At 50.1% G+C, this 15,133-nt stretch carries 16 protein-coding genes; all 16 read left to right on the forward strand.

Annotation, left to right across the window (positions count from 1 at the left end; genetic code table 11):
* Positions 1 to 26 precede the first annotated feature (26 nt).
* Positions 27 to 554 (forward strand): DUF2829 domain-containing protein, encoded by a 528-nt coding sequence (locus tag ACLJQJ_RS02790; RefSeq protein ID WP_000191867.1) that lies wholly within the window; start codon positions 27 to 29, stop codon positions 552 to 554.
* A gap of 260 nt (positions 555 to 814) precedes the next feature.
* Entirely contained in the window at positions 815 to 1,057 is a 243-nt protein-coding gene (locus ACLJQJ_RS02795; RefSeq protein ID WP_000808100.1) for a DUF2560 family protein, read from the forward strand.
* A gap of 2 nt (positions 1,058 to 1,059) precedes the next feature.
* The gene (locus tag ACLJQJ_RS02800; protein WP_012532521.1) at positions 1,060 to 1,464 is read left to right on the forward strand and encodes a hypothetical protein; all 405 of its coding nucleotides are present in this window, start codon (positions 1,060 to 1,062) and stop codon (positions 1,462 to 1,464) included.
* A gap of 3 nt (positions 1,465 to 1,467) precedes the next feature.
* A complete protein-coding gene (locus ACLJQJ_RS02805) occupies positions 1,468 to 1,956 on the forward strand; it encodes a DNA-packaging protein (RefSeq protein ID WP_000729925.1) in 489 nt (162 codons plus the stop codon).
* On the forward strand, positions 1,934 to 3,433 hold the full coding sequence (locus tag ACLJQJ_RS02810; RefSeq protein WP_000417866.1) for a terminase large subunit: 1,500 nt from the start codon (positions 1,934 to 1,936) through the stop codon (positions 3,431 to 3,433). Before ACLJQJ_RS02805 ends, ACLJQJ_RS02810 begins: the two co-directional genes overlap by 23 nt.
* Positions 3,433 to 5,610: a portal protein gene (locus ACLJQJ_RS02815; RefSeq protein ID WP_079980246.1), complete on the forward strand. Its 2,178-nt coding sequence runs from the start codon at positions 3,433 to 3,435 to the stop codon at positions 5,608 to 5,610. Before ACLJQJ_RS02810 ends, ACLJQJ_RS02815 begins: the two co-directional genes overlap by 1 nt.
* A gap of 11 nt (positions 5,611 to 5,621) precedes the next feature.
* Positions 5,622 to 6,533 carry a scaffolding protein gene (locus ACLJQJ_RS02820; protein WP_079980247.1) on the forward strand — a complete coding sequence of 304 codons (912 nt, stop codon included), beginning with the start codon at positions 5,622 to 5,624 and terminating at the stop codon, positions 6,531 to 6,533.
* Positions 6,533 to 7,825, forward strand: coding sequence for a P22 phage major capsid protein family protein (locus tag ACLJQJ_RS02825; protein WP_001196938.1), 1,293 nt, complete (start codon positions 6,533 to 6,535; stop codon positions 7,823 to 7,825). The genes ACLJQJ_RS02820 and ACLJQJ_RS02825 overlap by 1 nt, the downstream gene beginning before the upstream one ends.
* A gap of 38 nt (positions 7,826 to 7,863) precedes the next feature.
* Positions 7,864 to 8,073 (forward strand): hypothetical protein, encoded by a 210-nt coding sequence (locus ACLJQJ_RS02830; protein ID WP_000684729.1) that lies wholly within the window; start codon positions 7,864 to 7,866, stop codon positions 8,071 to 8,073.
* Positions 8,057 to 8,557 carry a packaged DNA stabilization gp4 family protein gene (locus ACLJQJ_RS02835; RefSeq protein WP_001166098.1) on the forward strand — a complete coding sequence of 167 codons (501 nt, stop codon included), beginning with the start codon at positions 8,057 to 8,059 and terminating at the stop codon, positions 8,555 to 8,557. The genes ACLJQJ_RS02830 and ACLJQJ_RS02835 overlap by 17 nt, the downstream gene beginning before the upstream one ends.
* Positions 8,517 to 9,935 (forward strand): packaged DNA stabilization protein gp10, encoded by a 1,419-nt coding sequence (locus tag ACLJQJ_RS02840; protein ID WP_080196430.1) that lies wholly within the window; start codon positions 8,517 to 8,519, stop codon positions 9,933 to 9,935. The genes ACLJQJ_RS02835 and ACLJQJ_RS02840 overlap by 41 nt, the downstream gene beginning before the upstream one ends.
* A 3-nt stretch (positions 9,936 to 9,938) precedes the next feature.
* On the forward strand, positions 9,939 to 10,577 hold the full coding sequence (locus ACLJQJ_RS02845; protein ID WP_080196432.1) for a phage tail protein: 639 nt from the start codon (positions 9,939 to 9,941) through the stop codon (positions 10,575 to 10,577).
* Entirely contained in the window at positions 10,577 to 11,032 is a 456-nt protein-coding gene (locus tag ACLJQJ_RS02850; RefSeq protein ID WP_193634878.1) for a DUF2824 family protein, read from the forward strand. Before ACLJQJ_RS02845 ends, ACLJQJ_RS02850 begins: the two co-directional genes overlap by 1 nt.
* Positions 11,033 to 11,034: 2 nt before the next feature.
* Entirely contained in the window at positions 11,035 to 11,727 is a 693-nt protein-coding gene (locus ACLJQJ_RS02855) for a DNA transfer protein (protein ID WP_000964873.1), read from the forward strand.
* Between the two features lie 9 nt (positions 11,728 to 11,736).
* Positions 11,737 to 13,032 (forward strand): phage DNA ejection protein, encoded by a 1,296-nt coding sequence (locus ACLJQJ_RS02860; protein WP_000246943.1) that lies wholly within the window; start codon positions 11,737 to 11,739, stop codon positions 13,030 to 13,032.
* Positions 13,032 to 15,023 (forward strand): hypothetical protein, encoded by a 1,992-nt coding sequence (locus tag ACLJQJ_RS02865; RefSeq protein ID WP_001029850.1) that lies wholly within the window; start codon positions 13,032 to 13,034, stop codon positions 15,021 to 15,023. The genes ACLJQJ_RS02860 and ACLJQJ_RS02865 overlap by 1 nt, the downstream gene beginning before the upstream one ends.
* Positions 15,024 to 15,133: the final 110 nt, after the last annotated feature.

Below are 15,133 nucleotides of genomic sequence, written 5' to 3' on the forward strand. Positions count from 1 at the left end.
TTATTCCCAACTCCATAGGTAATTTTATGACCCAGCATATTGGCGTAAAACTGATTAACGCCTTTCCGATGACGAGACAGGCATATAACGATTTTCGTGGCTGGCAGCTTCCAGCCGGAGAAAACGGCGAGGACGAAGGCTATCTGGTTGAATATCTGGATGGCGGAAAACCTAACACCGATCGCTTTGATGGCTACGTTATCTGGAGTCCAAAAGAAGTATTCGAAAAGGCTTATCGTCCGGTATCAGGGCTAAGTTTCGGCCTTGCCATTGAAGCGCTCAAGTTGGGGAATAAAGTTGCCCGTGCTGGCTGGAATGGTAAGGGTATGTGGCTGGCATACGTTAAACCGTACACTGAGGCTGTTCATACTGGCAGTACGCCTTGCTTTTGCAGTCGCGTCTTTGAGTTGCCTGAAGGTACGCATGGAGAACCGAAACGATCTCCGAAACAACTTCCGTATATCGCCATGAAAACAGCGGACGATAAATTAGTGCCGTGGCTGGCTAGTCAGACTGATGTTCTAGCAGAAGACTGGCAAATCATTACCATGTAGGCATTACAAAGCCCATCTACGGGTGGTCTTGATAATGAAACCGGAATTTATTCTGGGTAACCAGTTACGGCAGTACCACGAAACAACCCAAGCCAGTAAGTGGGGAAATAACACTGGCAGCCACTGAAAGATGAACCTCCTGCCTTATGGCAAAAAAGATTCTTTGTGGTGGCGGACTGATGGAAAGACATCGGTTATTGCAGAGGCCATTCAATGAGTGGTCTAGACAATGGCTTATCCCAACAACCGGAGCCAACACAATGGCAGAGATTACAGCATTGACAGAATTACAGCAGATGAACCTCGATATCCTCCGTTTAGTTCAAAGCGATACCGCAGCAGCAGAGAAAGCGATCGCATTCGTTGCTGGAAGTAAGCTGAACTTCGAACTGTTCAAAGACCAACTGGTTTTGGCGCAGGGTGAAGGAACGGCATTAGCTCGCGCAGAAAAGGCTATTCGTGAGGCAAAAGAAGCGTTAGACCTGTTCACTGCCGGAGTATAATCATGGCAAATCCAAATTTCACGCCATCGTGGCCTCTCTACAAAGATGCTGACGGTGCATATGTGTCTGCTCTTCCGATTAAAGCTATCAAATACGCTAATGACGGAAGTGCAAGCGCAGAATTCGATGGTCCGTATGCTGACCAGTACATGTCAGCGCAAACAGTGGCCGTATTCAAGCCGGAGGTCGGTGGATATCTGTTCCGAAGCCAGTACGGCGAGCTGCTCTATATGAGCAAGACAGCATTTGAAGCTAAGTACACTTCCGCAAGCGGTTCAGTAACGAATGCAGATACGGCGGATAAGTTGTCAACGGCCCGTACTATCACACTAACCGGCGCTGTCACAGGTTCAACGTCATTTGATGGTTCGGCTAACGTGACTATCGCAACTACCCAAGGAAGCTAACTTATGGCAGCACCAAAGGGCAACCGATTCTGGGAGGCCCGCAGTAGCCATGGGCGTAACCCGAAATTCGAGTCGCCTGAGGCGCTGTGGGCTGCTTGTTGTGAATACTTCGAATGGGTGGAAGCTAACCCACTATGGGAGATGAAGGCGTTCTCATATCAGGGTGAGGTGACACAAGAGCCAATCGCCAAGATGCGAGCAATGACCATCACTGGCCTGACTCTATTCCTCGATGTGACGCTTGAAACATGGCGCACATATCGAATGCGAGAAGATTTATCTGAGGTCGTTACGCGAGCAGAGCAAATCATCTACGACCAAAAATTCTCCGGCGCAGCCGCTGACCTTCTCAACGCTAACATCATCGCCCGAGATTTGGGCCTCAAAGAGCAGTCGCAAGTTGAAGACGTGACACCTGATAAGGGAGATCGCGATAAGCGCCGCTCTCGTATCAAGGAGCTATTCAACCGTGGAACTGGACGCGATTCTTGATAGCCTGAGCGACGAAGAGCAAATCGAATTGCTCGAGCTACTCGAAGAAGAAGAGAACTACCGAAATACACACCTGCTATATGAATTTACGCCATACAGCAAACAGCGTGAGTTCATCGATGCCGGGCATGACTATCCAGAGCGATGTTTTATGGCTGGTAACCAGCTTGGTAAGTCATTTACTGGTGCTGCTGAAGTCGCGTTTCACCTTACCGGGCGTTATCCGGGAACAAAAGGCTATCCGGCTGATGGTAAATATGGCGGAGAGTGGAAAGGTAAGCGTTTCTATGAGCCAGTTGTCTTCTGGATTGGCGGTGAAACAAACGAGACTGTAACCAAAACGACTCAACGAATCCTGTGCGGGCGTATCGAAGAGAATGATGAACCCGGCTACGGATCAATCCCGAAAGAGGACATCATTAGTTGGAAGAAGTCACCATTCTTCCCTAATCTTGTTGATCACCTTCTTGTTAAGCACCACACGCCAGAAGGCGTCGAAGATGGCATCTCAATATGCTACTTCAAGCCTTACTCACAGGGCCGCGCCCGCTGGCAGGGCGACACAATTCACGGCGTCTGGTTTGACGAAGAGCCGCCATATAGCATCTATGGCGAAGGTCTTACCCGTACCAACAAATACGGGCAATTCTCTATTCTGACGTTTACCCCGCTGATGGGGATGTCTGACGTTGTCACCAAGTTCCTGAAGAATCCCAGCAAGTCTCAGAAAGTGGTCAACATGACCATCTATGATGCTGAGCACTACACCGACGAGCAGAAAGAGCAAATCATAGCATCCTATCCTGAGCATGAGAGAGAGGCACGTGCTCGTGGTATTCCTACGATGGGTAGCGGGCGAATCTTCCAGATACCAGAAGAGACGATTAAGTGCCAGCCGTTTGAGTGCCCCGATCACTTCTATGTTATCGACGCTCAGGACTTCGGATGGAACCACCCGCAAGCTCACATTCAGCTTTGGTGGGACAAAGACGCAGATGTTTTCTATCTGGCGCGTGTGTGGAAGAAATCAGAGAACACCGCAGTTCAGGCATGGGGTGCTGTTAAGTCGTGGGCTAACAAAATACCTGTCGCGTGGCCTCATGACGGTCACCAACACGAAAAGGGCGGTGGTGAGCAACTTAAAACCCAATATGCGGACGCCGGGTTCTCTATGCTTCCCGAACACGCAACGTTCCCGGATGGCGGTAACTCAGTAGAGTCAGGCATTAGTGAACTTCGTGACCTGATGCTTGAAGGAAGATTCAAAGTATTCAACACATGCGAACCATTTTTTGAAGAGTTCCGTCTATATCATCGCGACGAGAACGGCAAGATTGTCAAGACCAACGATGATGTGCTCGATGCTACTCGCTACGGCTACATGATGCGCCGCTTCGCCAGGATGATGCGCGATATCAGAAAGCCGAAAGAAAAGAAAATCCCCGCACCTATTAGACCAGTACGCAGAGGACGATAATGGCCGACAATGAAAACAGGCTGGAGAGCATCCTGTCGCGCTTTGATGCGGACTGGACAGCCAGCGATGAAGCCAGAAGGGAGGCCAAGAATGATCTCTTCTTCTCCCGCGTATCTCAGTGGGATGACTGGCTATCACAATACACAACCCTACAATATCGCGGGCAGTTCGATGTGGTACGTCCTGTGGTGCGCAAACTCGTTTCTGAGATGCGTCAGAACCCTATTGATGTTCTGTATCGCCCCAAGGATGGAGCAAGTCCTGACGCTGCTGATGTGCTAATGGGCATGTATCGCACAGACATGCGACACAATACGGCAAAAATCGCGGTCAACGTCGCTGTTCGTGAGCAGATTGAAGCAGGTGTAGGTGCGTGGCGTCTGGTCACTGACTACGAAGACCAAAGTCCAACGAGCAACAATCAGGTTATCCGTCGAGAGCCTATCCATAGTGCCTGTTCCCATGTTATATGGGACAGCAACAGCAAGCTGATGGATAAGTCTGACGCCCGTCACTGCACAGTTATCCACTCAATGAGCCAGAATGGTTGGGAGGATTTCGCAGAAAAATACGACCTCGATGCGGATGATATTCCATCATTCCAGAACCCCAACGATTGGGTATTTCCATGGCTGACGCAGGACACAATTCAGATCGCTGAGTTTTACGAAGTGGTCGAGAAGAAAGAGACGGCGTATATCTACCAAGACCCGGTTACGGGTGAGCCGGTAAGCTACTTTAAGCGCGATATTAAAGACGTCATCGATGACCTGGCTGATAGTGGATTTATCAAAATTGCAGAGCGCCAGATTAAGCGTCGCCGGGTATACAAATCGATCATCACCTGCACCGCCGTACTGAAAGACAAGCAGCTCATCGCTGGCGAGCATATCCCCATTGTTCCGGTGTTCGGAGAGTGGGGCTTCGTTGAAGATAAAGAAGTGTATGAGGGTGTCGTCCGCCTGACAAAAGACGGCCAGCGTCTGCGCAACATGATTATGTCGTTCAACGCCGACATCGTGGCCCGCACTCCGAAGAAGAAGCCGTTCTTCTGGCCTGAGCAGATTGCAGGCTTTGAGCATATGTACGACGGTAACGACGATTACCCATACTACCTGCTCAATCGCACTGACGAAAATAGTGGAGACCTTCCGACTCAGCCGCTGGCATATTATGAAAACCCGGAAGTGCCGCAAGCCAACGCCTACATGCTGGAAGCAGCAACCAGCGCAGTAAAAGAGGTTGCCACTCTCGGAGTTGATACAGAAGCGGTAAATGGCGGACAGGTTGCGTTTGATACCGTCAATCAACTGAATATGAGGGCTGACCTTGAGACATACGTGTTTCAGGATAATCTGGCTACCGCTATGCGCCGTGACGGAGAGATTTACCAGTCGATAGTTAATGACATCTACGATGTTCCTCGCAACGTTACGATTACCCTTGAGGATGGCAGCGAGAAAGATGTTCAGCTAATGGCTGAGGTTGTTGACCTTGCTACTGGAGAAAAGCAGGTACTAAACGATATCAGGGGGCGCTATGAGTGCTACACGGATGTTGGACCATCATTCCAGTCCATGAAGCAGCAAAACCGCGCAGAAATTCTTGAGTTGCTCGGCAAGACGCCACAGGGAACGCCAGAATATCAACTGCTGTTGCTTCAGTACTTCACCCTGCTTGATGGTAAAGGTGTTGAGATGATGCGTGACTATGCCAACAAGCAGCTTATTCAGATGGGCGTTAAGAAGCCAGAAACGCCCGAAGAGCAGCAATGGTTAGTAGAGGCGCAACAAGCCAAACAAGGTCAACAAGACCCGGCAATGGTTCAGGCTCAGGGCGTACTCCTGCAGGGGCAGGCTGAACTGGCTAAAGCTCAGAACCAGACGCTGTCCCTGCAAATCGATGCAGCTAAAGTCGAAGCGCAGAACCAGCTTAACGCTGCCAGAATCGCAGAAATATTCAACAACATGGATCTCAATAAACAGTCAGAGTTTAGAGAGTTCCTCAAAACCGTTGCTTCATTCCAGCAGGACCGCAGCGAAGACGCTCGCGCAAATGCTGAGTTACTCCTTAAAGGCGATGAACAGACGCACAAGCAGCGAATGGACATTGCTAACATCCTGCAATCGCAGAGACAAAATCAACCTTCCGGCAGTGTAGCCGAGACACCTCAATAAGAGAGTTAATCATGGAACCAACCACCGAAATTCAGGCAACTGAAGACTTAACCCTGTCCGGCGATCATGCAGCGGCATCTGCTGATAGCTTAGTTGTCGATAATGCCAACGACAATGCAGGTCAGGAAGAGGGATTTGAGATTGTCCTGAAGGACGATGAGACAGCACCAAAACAAGACCCGGCAAAAAACGCAGAATTCGCCCGCCGCCGCATCGAGCGCAAACGACAGCGCGAGCTTGAGCAGCAGATGGAGGCAGTTAAACGCGGAGAATTGCCGGAGAGTTTACGGGTAAACCCTGACCTTCCACCTCAGCCGGATATTAATTCCTATCTGTCAGAAGAAGGCCTGGCTAAATATGACTACGACAACAGCCGTGCGCTTGCCGCTTTCAATGCTGCTAATACCGAATGGCTAATGAAAGCGCAGGACGCCCGCAGCAATGCCGTAGCAGAACAGGGGCGCAAGACTCAGGAGTTTACCCAGCAATCAGCGCAATACGTCGAAGCTGCCCGCAAACATTACGACGCGGCGGAAAAGCTCAACATCCCTGATTATCAGGAGAAAGAAGACGCTTTCATGCAACTGGTTCCGCCTGCGGTTGGGGCCGACATTATGCGCCTGTTCCCGGAAAAGTCCGCCGCGCTCATGTATCACCTGGGGGCAAACCCGGAGAAAGCCCGCCAGTTACTGGCGATGGATGGGCAGTCCGCGCTGATTGAACTCACTCGACTATCCGAACGCTTAACTCTCAAGCCTCGCGGTAAACAAATCTCTTCCGCTCCCCCTGCTGACCAGCCGATTACCGGTGATGTCAGCGCAGCAAATAAAGATGCCATTCGTAAACAAATGGATGCTGCTGCGAGCAAGGGAGATGTGGAAACCTACCGCAAGCTAAAGGCAAAACTTAAAGGAATCCGATAATGGCTTTGAACGAAGGTCAAATTGTTACACTGGCGGTAGATGAAATCATCGAAACCATCTCCGCAATCACTCCAATGGCGCAGAAAGCCAAGAAATACACCCCGCCTGCTGCTTCTATGCAGCGCTCCAGCAATACCATCTGGATGCCTGTAGAGCAAGAGTCACCCACTCAGGAGGGCTGGGATTTAACTGATAAAGCGACAGGGTTACTGGAACTTAACGTCGCGGTAAACATGGGAGAGCCGGATAACGACTTCTTCCAGTTGCGTGCTGATGACTTGCGAGACGAAACTGCGTATCGTCGCCGCATCCAGTCTGCCGCTCGCAAGCTGGCGAACAACGTTGAGTTGAAAGTCGCAAACATGGCCGCCGAGATGGGTTCGCTGGTTATCACCTCCCCTGATGCCATCGGCACTAATACCGCAGACGCCTGGAACTTTGTGGCCGACGCAGAAGAAATCATGTTCTCCCGCGAACTTAACCGCGACATGGGGACATCGTACTTCTTCAACCCTCAGGACTACAAAAAAGCGGGTTACGACCTGACCAAGCGTGACATCTTCGGGCGTATTCCTGAAGAAGCATACCGAGATGGCACCATTCAGCGTCAGGTCGCTGGCTTCGATGATGTCCTGCGCTCTCCGAAACTTCCTGTGCTGACCAAATCCACCGCAACTGGCATCACTGTATCCGGTGCGCAGTCCTTCAAGCCTGTCGCATGGCAACTGGATAACGATGGCAACAAAGTTAACGTTGATAACCGTTTTGCTACCGTCACCCTGTCTGCAACTACCGGCATGAAACGCGGCGACAAAATTTCGTTTGCTGGCGTTAAGTTCCTTGGTCAGATGGCTAAGAACGTACTGGCTCAGGATGCGACTTTCTCCGTAGTCCGCGTTGTTGACGGTACTCATGTTGAAATCACGCCGAAGCCGGTAGCGCTGGATGATGTTTCCCTGTCTCCGGAGCAGCGTGCCTACGCCAACGTTAACACCTCGCTGGCTGATGCAATGGCAGTGAACATTCTGAACGTTAAAGACGCTCGCACTAATGTGTTCTGGGCTGACGATGCTATTCGTATCGTGTCTCAGCCGATTCCGGCTAACCATGAACTTTTTGCAGGTATGAAAACTACCTCATTCAGCATCCCTGATGTTGGCCTGAACGGTATCTTCGCTACGCAGGGTGATATTTCCACCCTGTCCGGCCTGTGCCGTATTGCGCTGTGGTACGGCGTAAACGCGACACGACCGGAGGCAATCGGTGTTGGCCTGCCTGGTCAGACTGCGTAACTAACAGGGGCTGCGGCCCCTTTCTTTATGGAGTGGCTATGAAAATAGCAATCTATAAGCCCGGTGGAAGCATCATGGTATGGGGCGTCATGGCTCAGATGAAGGTCATCGACTCCAGCGAACTTCCGGAATATGTCAAAGATGGCTGGCTTGATCATCCATCAAAGCTGCTGCCCGTGGAAGCAGATGATGTTAAGCCACGCAAAGGCCGCAAGCCTAAGGCGGTAAGCGATGCAGATAAAGACTAAAGGCGATCTGGTCAGGGCTGCGCTTCGTAAGTTGGGCGTGGCATCAGATGCAACCCTTACCGATGTCGAACCTCAGTCTATGCAGGATGCCGTTGATGATCTGGAAGCGATGATGGCGGAGTGGTATCAGGACGGGAAAGGCATCATTACCGGCTATGTATTCTCAGATGATGACAATCCTCCTGCTGAAGGTGACGACCATGGCCTTCGCTCCAGTGCAGTCAGCGCCGTATTCCATAATCTGGCCTGCCGCATTGCTCCTGATTATGCGCTTGAGGCTACTGCCAAAATTATCGCCACTGCTAAATACGGAAAAGAGCTTCTCTATAAGCAAACCGCCATTTCCAGAGCCAAACGAGCGCCTTACCCGTCACGCATGCCGACAGGCAGTGGAAACAGTTTCGCCAATCTGAACGAATGGCATTATTTCCCCGGAGAACAGAATGCCGATTCAACAACTCCCCATGATGAAGGGAATGGGTAAAGACTTCAAGAACGCCGATTATATCGACTATCTGCCAGTGAATATGCTGGCAACACCCAAAGAAATCCTTAACAGCAGCGGCTATCTCCGCTCATTCCCCGGCATTACCAAACGTTATGATATGAACGGCGTATCGCGTGGAGTTGAGTACAACACCGCTCAGAATGCTGTTTATCGTGTTTGTGGTGGCAAGCTCTACAAAGGAGAAAGCGAAGTTGGTGATGTTGCCGGAAGTGGTCGCGTATCAATGGCACATGGTCGGACATCACAGGCGGTAGGCGTTAATGGCCAACTGGTCGAGTATCGCTATGATGGCACGGTTAAAACCGTCTCAAACTGGCCTGCAGACAGCGGATTCACGCAGTATGAGTTAGGTTCGGTTCGCGACATTACGCGTTTACGTGGGCGTTATGCGTGGTCAAAAGACGGCACTGATTCATGGTTTATCACTGACCTTGAAGACGAATCACATCCTGACCGATACAGCGCACAATATCGCGCAGAATCGCAGCCTGACGGCATCATCGGCATCGGAACATGGCGAGACTTCATCGTCTGCTTTGGTTCATCGACGATTGAATATTTTTCCCTGACAGGCGCAACTACCGTTGGTGCTGCTTTGTATGTCGCGCAGCCATCGCTGATGGTGCAAAAAGGCATCGCCGGAACTTACTGCAAAACGCCGTTTGCTGATTCCTATGCTTTCATCAGCAATCCGGCAACAGGTGCGCCGTCTGTGTATATCATCGGCTCTGGTCAGGTATCACCAATCGCCAGCGCGAGCATTGAGAAAATACTACGCTCCTACACTGCTGATGAACTGGCTGATGGCGTGATGGAGTCTCTGCGATTTGATGCGCATGAGTTGCTGATTATCCATCTTCCGCGCCACGTACTCGTGTACGACGCATCTTCAAGCGCCAATGGTCCGCAATGGTGCGTACTGAAAACAGGCCTGTACGACGATGTGTACCGCGCTATCGACTTCATTTACGAAGGCAATCAGATAACGTGCGGAGATAAGCTGGAATCGGTTATCGGCAAATTGCAGTTCGATATCAGCAGCCAGTATGGGCTACAGCAAGAACACCTGTTGTTTACACCACTCTTCAAAGCTGAGAACGCCAGATGTTTTGATCTGGAAGTTGAATCATCGACTGGTGTCGCTCAGTACGCTGACCGACTGTTTCTGTCTGCAACCACTGATGGCATTAATTGGGGTCGTGAGCAGATGATTGAGCAGAATGAACCGTTCGTTTACGACAAACGCGTTTTGTGGAAGCGGGTCGGACGCATCAGGAAAAATGTCGGATTCAAATTGCGCGTTATCACCAAATCACCAGTAACACTATCCGGGTGTCAAATTCGTCTGGAGTAACATATGGCAGACCCGTCACTTAATAAGCCTGTCGTGGTTCAGGCTACACGCATTGATGCATCTATTCTCCCTCGCAACATATTCAGTCAGTCTTACCTTCTGTATGTCATAAATCAGGGTACTGATGTTGACTCCATTGCAGAAAAGGCAAATCAGGCAGGAGGCGGTGCTTATGATGCGCAGGTCAGAAATGATGAGCAGGATTTAATTCTTGATGAGCACGAAAAAAGAATTGCAAAAACAGAAGAGGATATTTCAGGAATAAAAGTAAAGCTTCTTGAAATAGAGAATGATGTTAATGGCCTGAAAATAAAAGTTCAGGATATCGACGGTAAGGTATCAGAGATAATCGTTGATTATGTTTCACTCAGCAGAACAGGAACTCAAACTCTTGCCTCATCCATTAACGTATCAGGAAGTTATTTTGTTAACGGTGCAAAAGTTGTTGGCGCTCGCCAGACCGGATGGACCGCGGCAACAGGTACGGCGAATAAAGGCGTATTCGATGCTGACCTGACATTCACCGTTAGCGATACTTACACGCAATCTGAAATCCAGGCTATAGCCAATGCTCTAATTGCTGAGCGTCGGCGCACTAAGGCTTTGGAAGACGCCTTGCGTGCACATGGGCTAATTGATTAATGATTACATTCACTCCAACACGCAACATCGACCTGATAGAAACGGTCGGCAACCATCCCGACATCATCGCCGGGAGCAACAACGGTGACGGATACGACTACAAGCCTGAGTGCCGCTATTTCGAAGTGAACGTACATGGTCAGTTCGGTGGCATCGTGTATTACAACGAGATTCAGCCGCTGACCTTTGACTGCCACGCCATGTACCTGCCTGAGATTCGCGGATTCAGTAAGGAAATCGGGCTGACGTTCTGGCGATACATTCTGACTAACACCACCGTTCAGTGCGTCACATCGTTCGCTGCGCGCAAATTCCGCCACGGTCAGATGTATTGCGCAATGATTGGCCTTAAGCGTGTAGGAACCATCAAGAAATACTTTAAAGGCGTGGATGACGTGACGTTTTACAGCGCCACACGCGAAGAACTAATCGACTTCCTGAATCGCGGGAGATAGCCATGTTATATGCATTTAAGCTGGGCAGAAAACTGCGCGGCGAGGAACCTTATTGCCCTGAAAAAGGCGGGAAAGGTGGCAGTTCTGATAAAAGCGCAAAGTATGCCGCAGAAGCTCAGAAGTATGCCGCAGACCTGCAAAATCAGCAGTGGCAGACGATCATGAAAAACCTTGCTCCGTTCACGCCGCTTGCGGAGCAGTATGTTGACCAGCTTCAGAACCTTTCCAGTTTAGAAGGACAGGGTCAGGCACTTAATCAGTATTACAACTCTCAGCAGTATAAAGACCTTGCAGGTCAGGCTCGTTACCAGAGTCTTGCTGCTGCTGAGGCGACGGGCGGACTTGGTTCGACAGCCACAAGCAATCAATTGGCTACGATTGCTCCTACTCTCGGTCAGTCGTGGTTATCAAACCAGATGAGCAATTACAACAATCTGGCAAACGTTGGGCTTGGTGCGCTGCAAGGTCAGGCAAACGCTGGGCAGACATACGCCAACAACATGAGCAGCATTGCACAGCAAAGCGCAGCACTTGCAGCTGCTAATGCCAATAAACCATCAAGTCTTCAGACTGCAATTAGCGGTGGCACGTCTGGTGCGATTGCCGGTGCAGGTCTTGCCAGCCTTTTGGGAACATCAACACCTTGGGGCGCTGGCATTGGTGCTGGTATCGGATTGCTTGGCTCGTTGTTTTAAGGGGTAATCATGGCTACTTGGCAAGGAACAAACGGCGGATTGTTGGCTGGTATCGGCGGCGTCAACTCAAACGCTCCGAGCGTAAATGACATCGGAAATACGCTTCAGCTTATCAGGCAGAACAATGATATTGAGCGTTCAGGCGCTAACAATGTTGGACTGACGGCTTTGCAAGGTCTTTCAGGTATTGCGGGTGTTTTTCAGCAGGAAAAGCAGGCTCAGCGGCAGAAAGAATTTCAGCAGGCGTACGCTAATGCTTATGCGTCTGGTGATCGTGGTGCTTTGCGTCAGTTGGCTACTCAATATCCAGACCAGATTGAATCTGTTCGTAAAGGCATGGGATTCATTGATGAAGACCAGCGCAATTCCATCGGCACCTTAGCGGCTGGCGCACGCCTTGCGTCATCGTCCCCAGAAGCAATGCAATCATGGCTGCAAAACAACGCCAAGGAACTGACTCGCGTCGGTGTTGACCCTAATAACGTTGTTCAGATGTATCAGCAGAATCCTTCAGGATTTGGTGAGTTTGTTGATCACCTTGGGATGGCTGCGCTTGGTCCGATTGATTACTTCAATGTTCAGGACAAAATGGCTGGTCGTGAAATTGACCGAGGCAGGCTGGCAGAGACAATCCGCAGCAATCAGGCTGGAGAAGCTCTTCAGCAACGCGGGCAAGATATCACTGTACGCGGGCAAAACATCAGCGCTCAGAACGCGGCGCTATCGCGTGAAATTCAGAGAGCAGAATTACAGGATAAGGTTCTCGATCGTCAAATCGCCAGAGAGACTAACCAGATAAAACTGGATGAGCTTAAGCAGAAACAAGCTGATGTTCGTCATAAGGCAGAAATAGCAAAGGCTGACAGACAGGCCGCCGCTCAGGGCGCAGTTGATACGTTCAGCACTGCGCTTGATTCTCTCAACGAGATAGAGCAAAGCCCCGGCCTTTCAAAAGCAGTAGGCATTCGCTCAGCGTTTCCGACAGTTCCTGGTTCTGATGCAGCTAACTTTGAAGCAAGGCTCGACACCTTTAAAGCTCAAACTTTCCTTCCTATGGTGCAGTCCCTGAAGGGGATGGGTGCTCTCTCGGATGCTGAGGGTAAAAAATTATCCGATGCAGTTGGTGCTCTAAGTCCCAAAATGAGTGAAAAAGCTTTTCGTGACTCTATCGGAAAGATTCGAAATCAGCTTGAAAGTAAGTTAAGCACTGTTAAAAAACAGTTTGATTATCAGGAGCCGGTACAGAATGCGCCAGTACAACAATCTCCTGCTGGCAGCAACTTTTCTTCACTATGGGGTGATTAATGGCTAAAGCATGGAAAGATGTTATCGCCTCTCCACAGTATCAGGCGTTAGCACCAGAACAAAAAGCGCAGGCGCAGGAGCAATACTTCAATGAAGTAGTAGCACCGCAAGCAGGAAACGATGCAGAACAGGCTAAACAGGCTTTCTATGCTGCTTATCCACCTCCAACGACTCAACAACCAGCACAACAACCACAGGAATCGCCTCAGCAACAGGGTGGATTCATGTCTGACCTTGGCAATGCTGCTGCAGAAACTGGGCGTGGATTGCTACAGGCTGGCGTTAATCTGGCAAATATCCCGGCATCAATGGCTGATGCTGTCGCCAGCGCCGGGGCATGGGCTGGTCAGAAGCTTGGCATTGGTGACGGAACTTATCAGCCAGCGCCTCGTGTCACGACACAAGGACTTGAGCAGGACTTTGGCTTGCAACAAGGTGCGCTCACTCCACAGACGACAGAAGGTAAAATCTTCTCTGAAGCACTGCCATATTTGACTCCTGTTGGGGCAGAGAGAATTGCAACGCAGGCACCATCTATTGCCGGTCGAGTTGCTCAGGGTGCATCACGCTTGCTGGCGGAGAACGCTGTTGGTTCATTGGCTGCAAACAGTGAGCGTGATAATCCAGAAACACTGGCAACAGACTTAGGAACTGGTGTTGCATTAGGCGGGGCAATCAATCAGTTAGGCCGTGCCGCTGGCGCTGCTTATCGTGGGATTCGCGGGACGATCGCACCAGAAGCGCAACAGGCTATTGAGTTCGCTAATGCTGCTGATGTTCCTTTGCACACCACTGACGTTTTGCAGCCAAATTCACGCGTCGGCCGCATGGCGCAAACCACAGCTGAAAATATCCCATTTGCTGGGACAAGTACTATGCGAGCTAATCAGCAAGAAGCTCGCAGTCAGTTGGTAGATGAGTTTGCATCGCGATTTGGTGAGTATGATCCGTCGATTGTGGTTGGTAGTCTGAAAGCAAAAACGTCAGGAATAAAGCGCGCAGCGGGGAATAGGCTGGAACAAGTGCAAAACGCAATGGCAGGCGTAAACATTCAGCCGTCAAAGGCAATTCAGCAGATTGATACTGAAATAGCCAGTTTGCAGAAACTTGGAAAGGTTGCGGATAACGATACGATTTCTAAGCTTCAGGCCTATCGCGATGAGCTTACCCGCAATGCTGGAGCAAACGGGCCAATGGCAATGGATTTGCAGCAGTTAAGCGGATTGAGAAGCCAGTTTAGGCAGGATGTTAAAGGAGAGAGAACAGTCTTGCCAAACCGATCTGATGCAGCCATTCAGCGTATTTACAATGCAATGACAGGTGATATCGACAGCGCTATCGGACAGAATCTTGGTAATGACACCCTGCGTCGTTATAAGCAAGCTAACGCCATATACGCTGACGAAGCTAACAAACTCCAGAATACTCGACTAAAGAACGTGATCATGAAAGGAGACTTAACTCCTGAAGTGGTCAACAACATGCTGTTCAGCAAGAACAAATCTGAGATTCAGAATCTATACCGGTCAGTTGGGCAGGTTGGCCGTGCACAAATGCGTAACGGCATCATCGGAAAGGCTATGGAGAAATCAGGCGGTTCTCCTGATCAATTCCTGCGCCAGGTAAATCTGATGTCTAACCAGACTGGTATAGCTTTTAAAGGCCGTGATGCTGCATATTTGAAAGGGCTGAAAAACTATCTTGAGTCAACCAAGCGTGCGGGGCAGGCAGGTGTAACGACGCCAACCGGACAGCAGACAATCCCATTCATCTTAGGAATTGGGTCTGCAACTAACCCAGCGCTAGTTGGGGTCGGTGGTGGTTATGGATTGCTGGCGAGAATGTATGAAAGTGAACCGGCACGAAACGCAATGCTTCGCCTGGCTAACACGCCACGTGGTTCTACCGCATTCGAGAAAGCGTTATCTGATGTTGAGCGGGCAGTTAACTCATTCGCTCAGGGTGTAAAATCAGAATCCTTAAGCGAATAGTAGTTTACCAACTACGATGCCGAAGATAAGGAATGCAAAGTTCAATAAGTTTCTGTCCATAAAATCTCCTATTAGCCAAACCATATCAAACTTTAACGCAATGATGCGCA

This window comes from Salmonella sp. SAL04202, assembly GCF_046550775.1.
In the GTDB taxonomy this organism is placed as follows: domain Bacteria; phylum Pseudomonadota; class Gammaproteobacteria; order Enterobacterales; family Enterobacteriaceae; genus Salmonella; species Salmonella enterica.

Excerpts from the sequence above, each read along its gene's own strand:
- ACLJQJ_RS02790 (WP_000191867.1), top strand. The coding sequence starts at position 27 with ATGACCCAGCATATTGGCGTAAAACTGATTAACGCCTTTCCGATGACG.
- ACLJQJ_RS02795 (WP_000808100.1), top strand. The coding sequence starts at position 815 with ATGGCAGAGATTACAGCATTGACAGAATTACAGCAGATGAACCTCGAT.
- ACLJQJ_RS02800 (WP_012532521.1), top strand. The coding sequence starts at position 1,060 with ATGGCAAATCCAAATTTCACGCCATCGTGGCCTCTCTACAAAGATGCT.
- ACLJQJ_RS02805 (WP_000729925.1), top strand. The coding sequence starts at position 1,468 with ATGGCAGCACCAAAGGGCAACCGATTCTGGGAGGCCCGCAGTAGCCAT.
- ACLJQJ_RS02815 (WP_079980246.1), top strand. The coding sequence starts at position 3,433 with ATGGCCGACAATGAAAACAGGCTGGAGAGCATCCTGTCGCGCTTTGAT.
- ACLJQJ_RS02820 (WP_079980247.1), top strand. The coding sequence starts at position 5,622 with ATGGAACCAACCACCGAAATTCAGGCAACTGAAGACTTAACCCTGTCC.
- ACLJQJ_RS02825 (WP_001196938.1), top strand. The coding sequence starts at position 6,533 with ATGGCTTTGAACGAAGGTCAAATTGTTACACTGGCGGTAGATGAAATC.
- ACLJQJ_RS02830 (WP_000684729.1), top strand. The coding sequence starts at position 7,864 with ATGAAAATAGCAATCTATAAGCCCGGTGGAAGCATCATGGTATGGGGC.
- ACLJQJ_RS02835 (WP_001166098.1), top strand. The coding sequence starts at position 8,057 with ATGCAGATAAAGACTAAAGGCGATCTGGTCAGGGCTGCGCTTCGTAAG.
- ACLJQJ_RS02840 (WP_080196430.1), top strand. The coding sequence starts at position 8,517 with ATGCCGATTCAACAACTCCCCATGATGAAGGGAATGGGTAAAGACTTC.
- ACLJQJ_RS02845 (WP_080196432.1), top strand. The coding sequence starts at position 9,939 with ATGGCAGACCCGTCACTTAATAAGCCTGTCGTGGTTCAGGCTACACGC.
- ACLJQJ_RS02850 (WP_193634878.1), top strand. The coding sequence starts at position 10,577 with ATGATTACATTCACTCCAACACGCAACATCGACCTGATAGAAACGGTC.
- ACLJQJ_RS02855 (WP_000964873.1), top strand. The coding sequence starts at position 11,035 with ATGTTATATGCATTTAAGCTGGGCAGAAAACTGCGCGGCGAGGAACCT.
- ACLJQJ_RS02860 (WP_000246943.1), top strand. The coding sequence starts at position 11,737 with ATGGCTACTTGGCAAGGAACAAACGGCGGATTGTTGGCTGGTATCGGC.
- ACLJQJ_RS02865 (WP_001029850.1), top strand. The coding sequence starts at position 13,032 with ATGGCTAAAGCATGGAAAGATGTTATCGCCTCTCCACAGTATCAGGCG.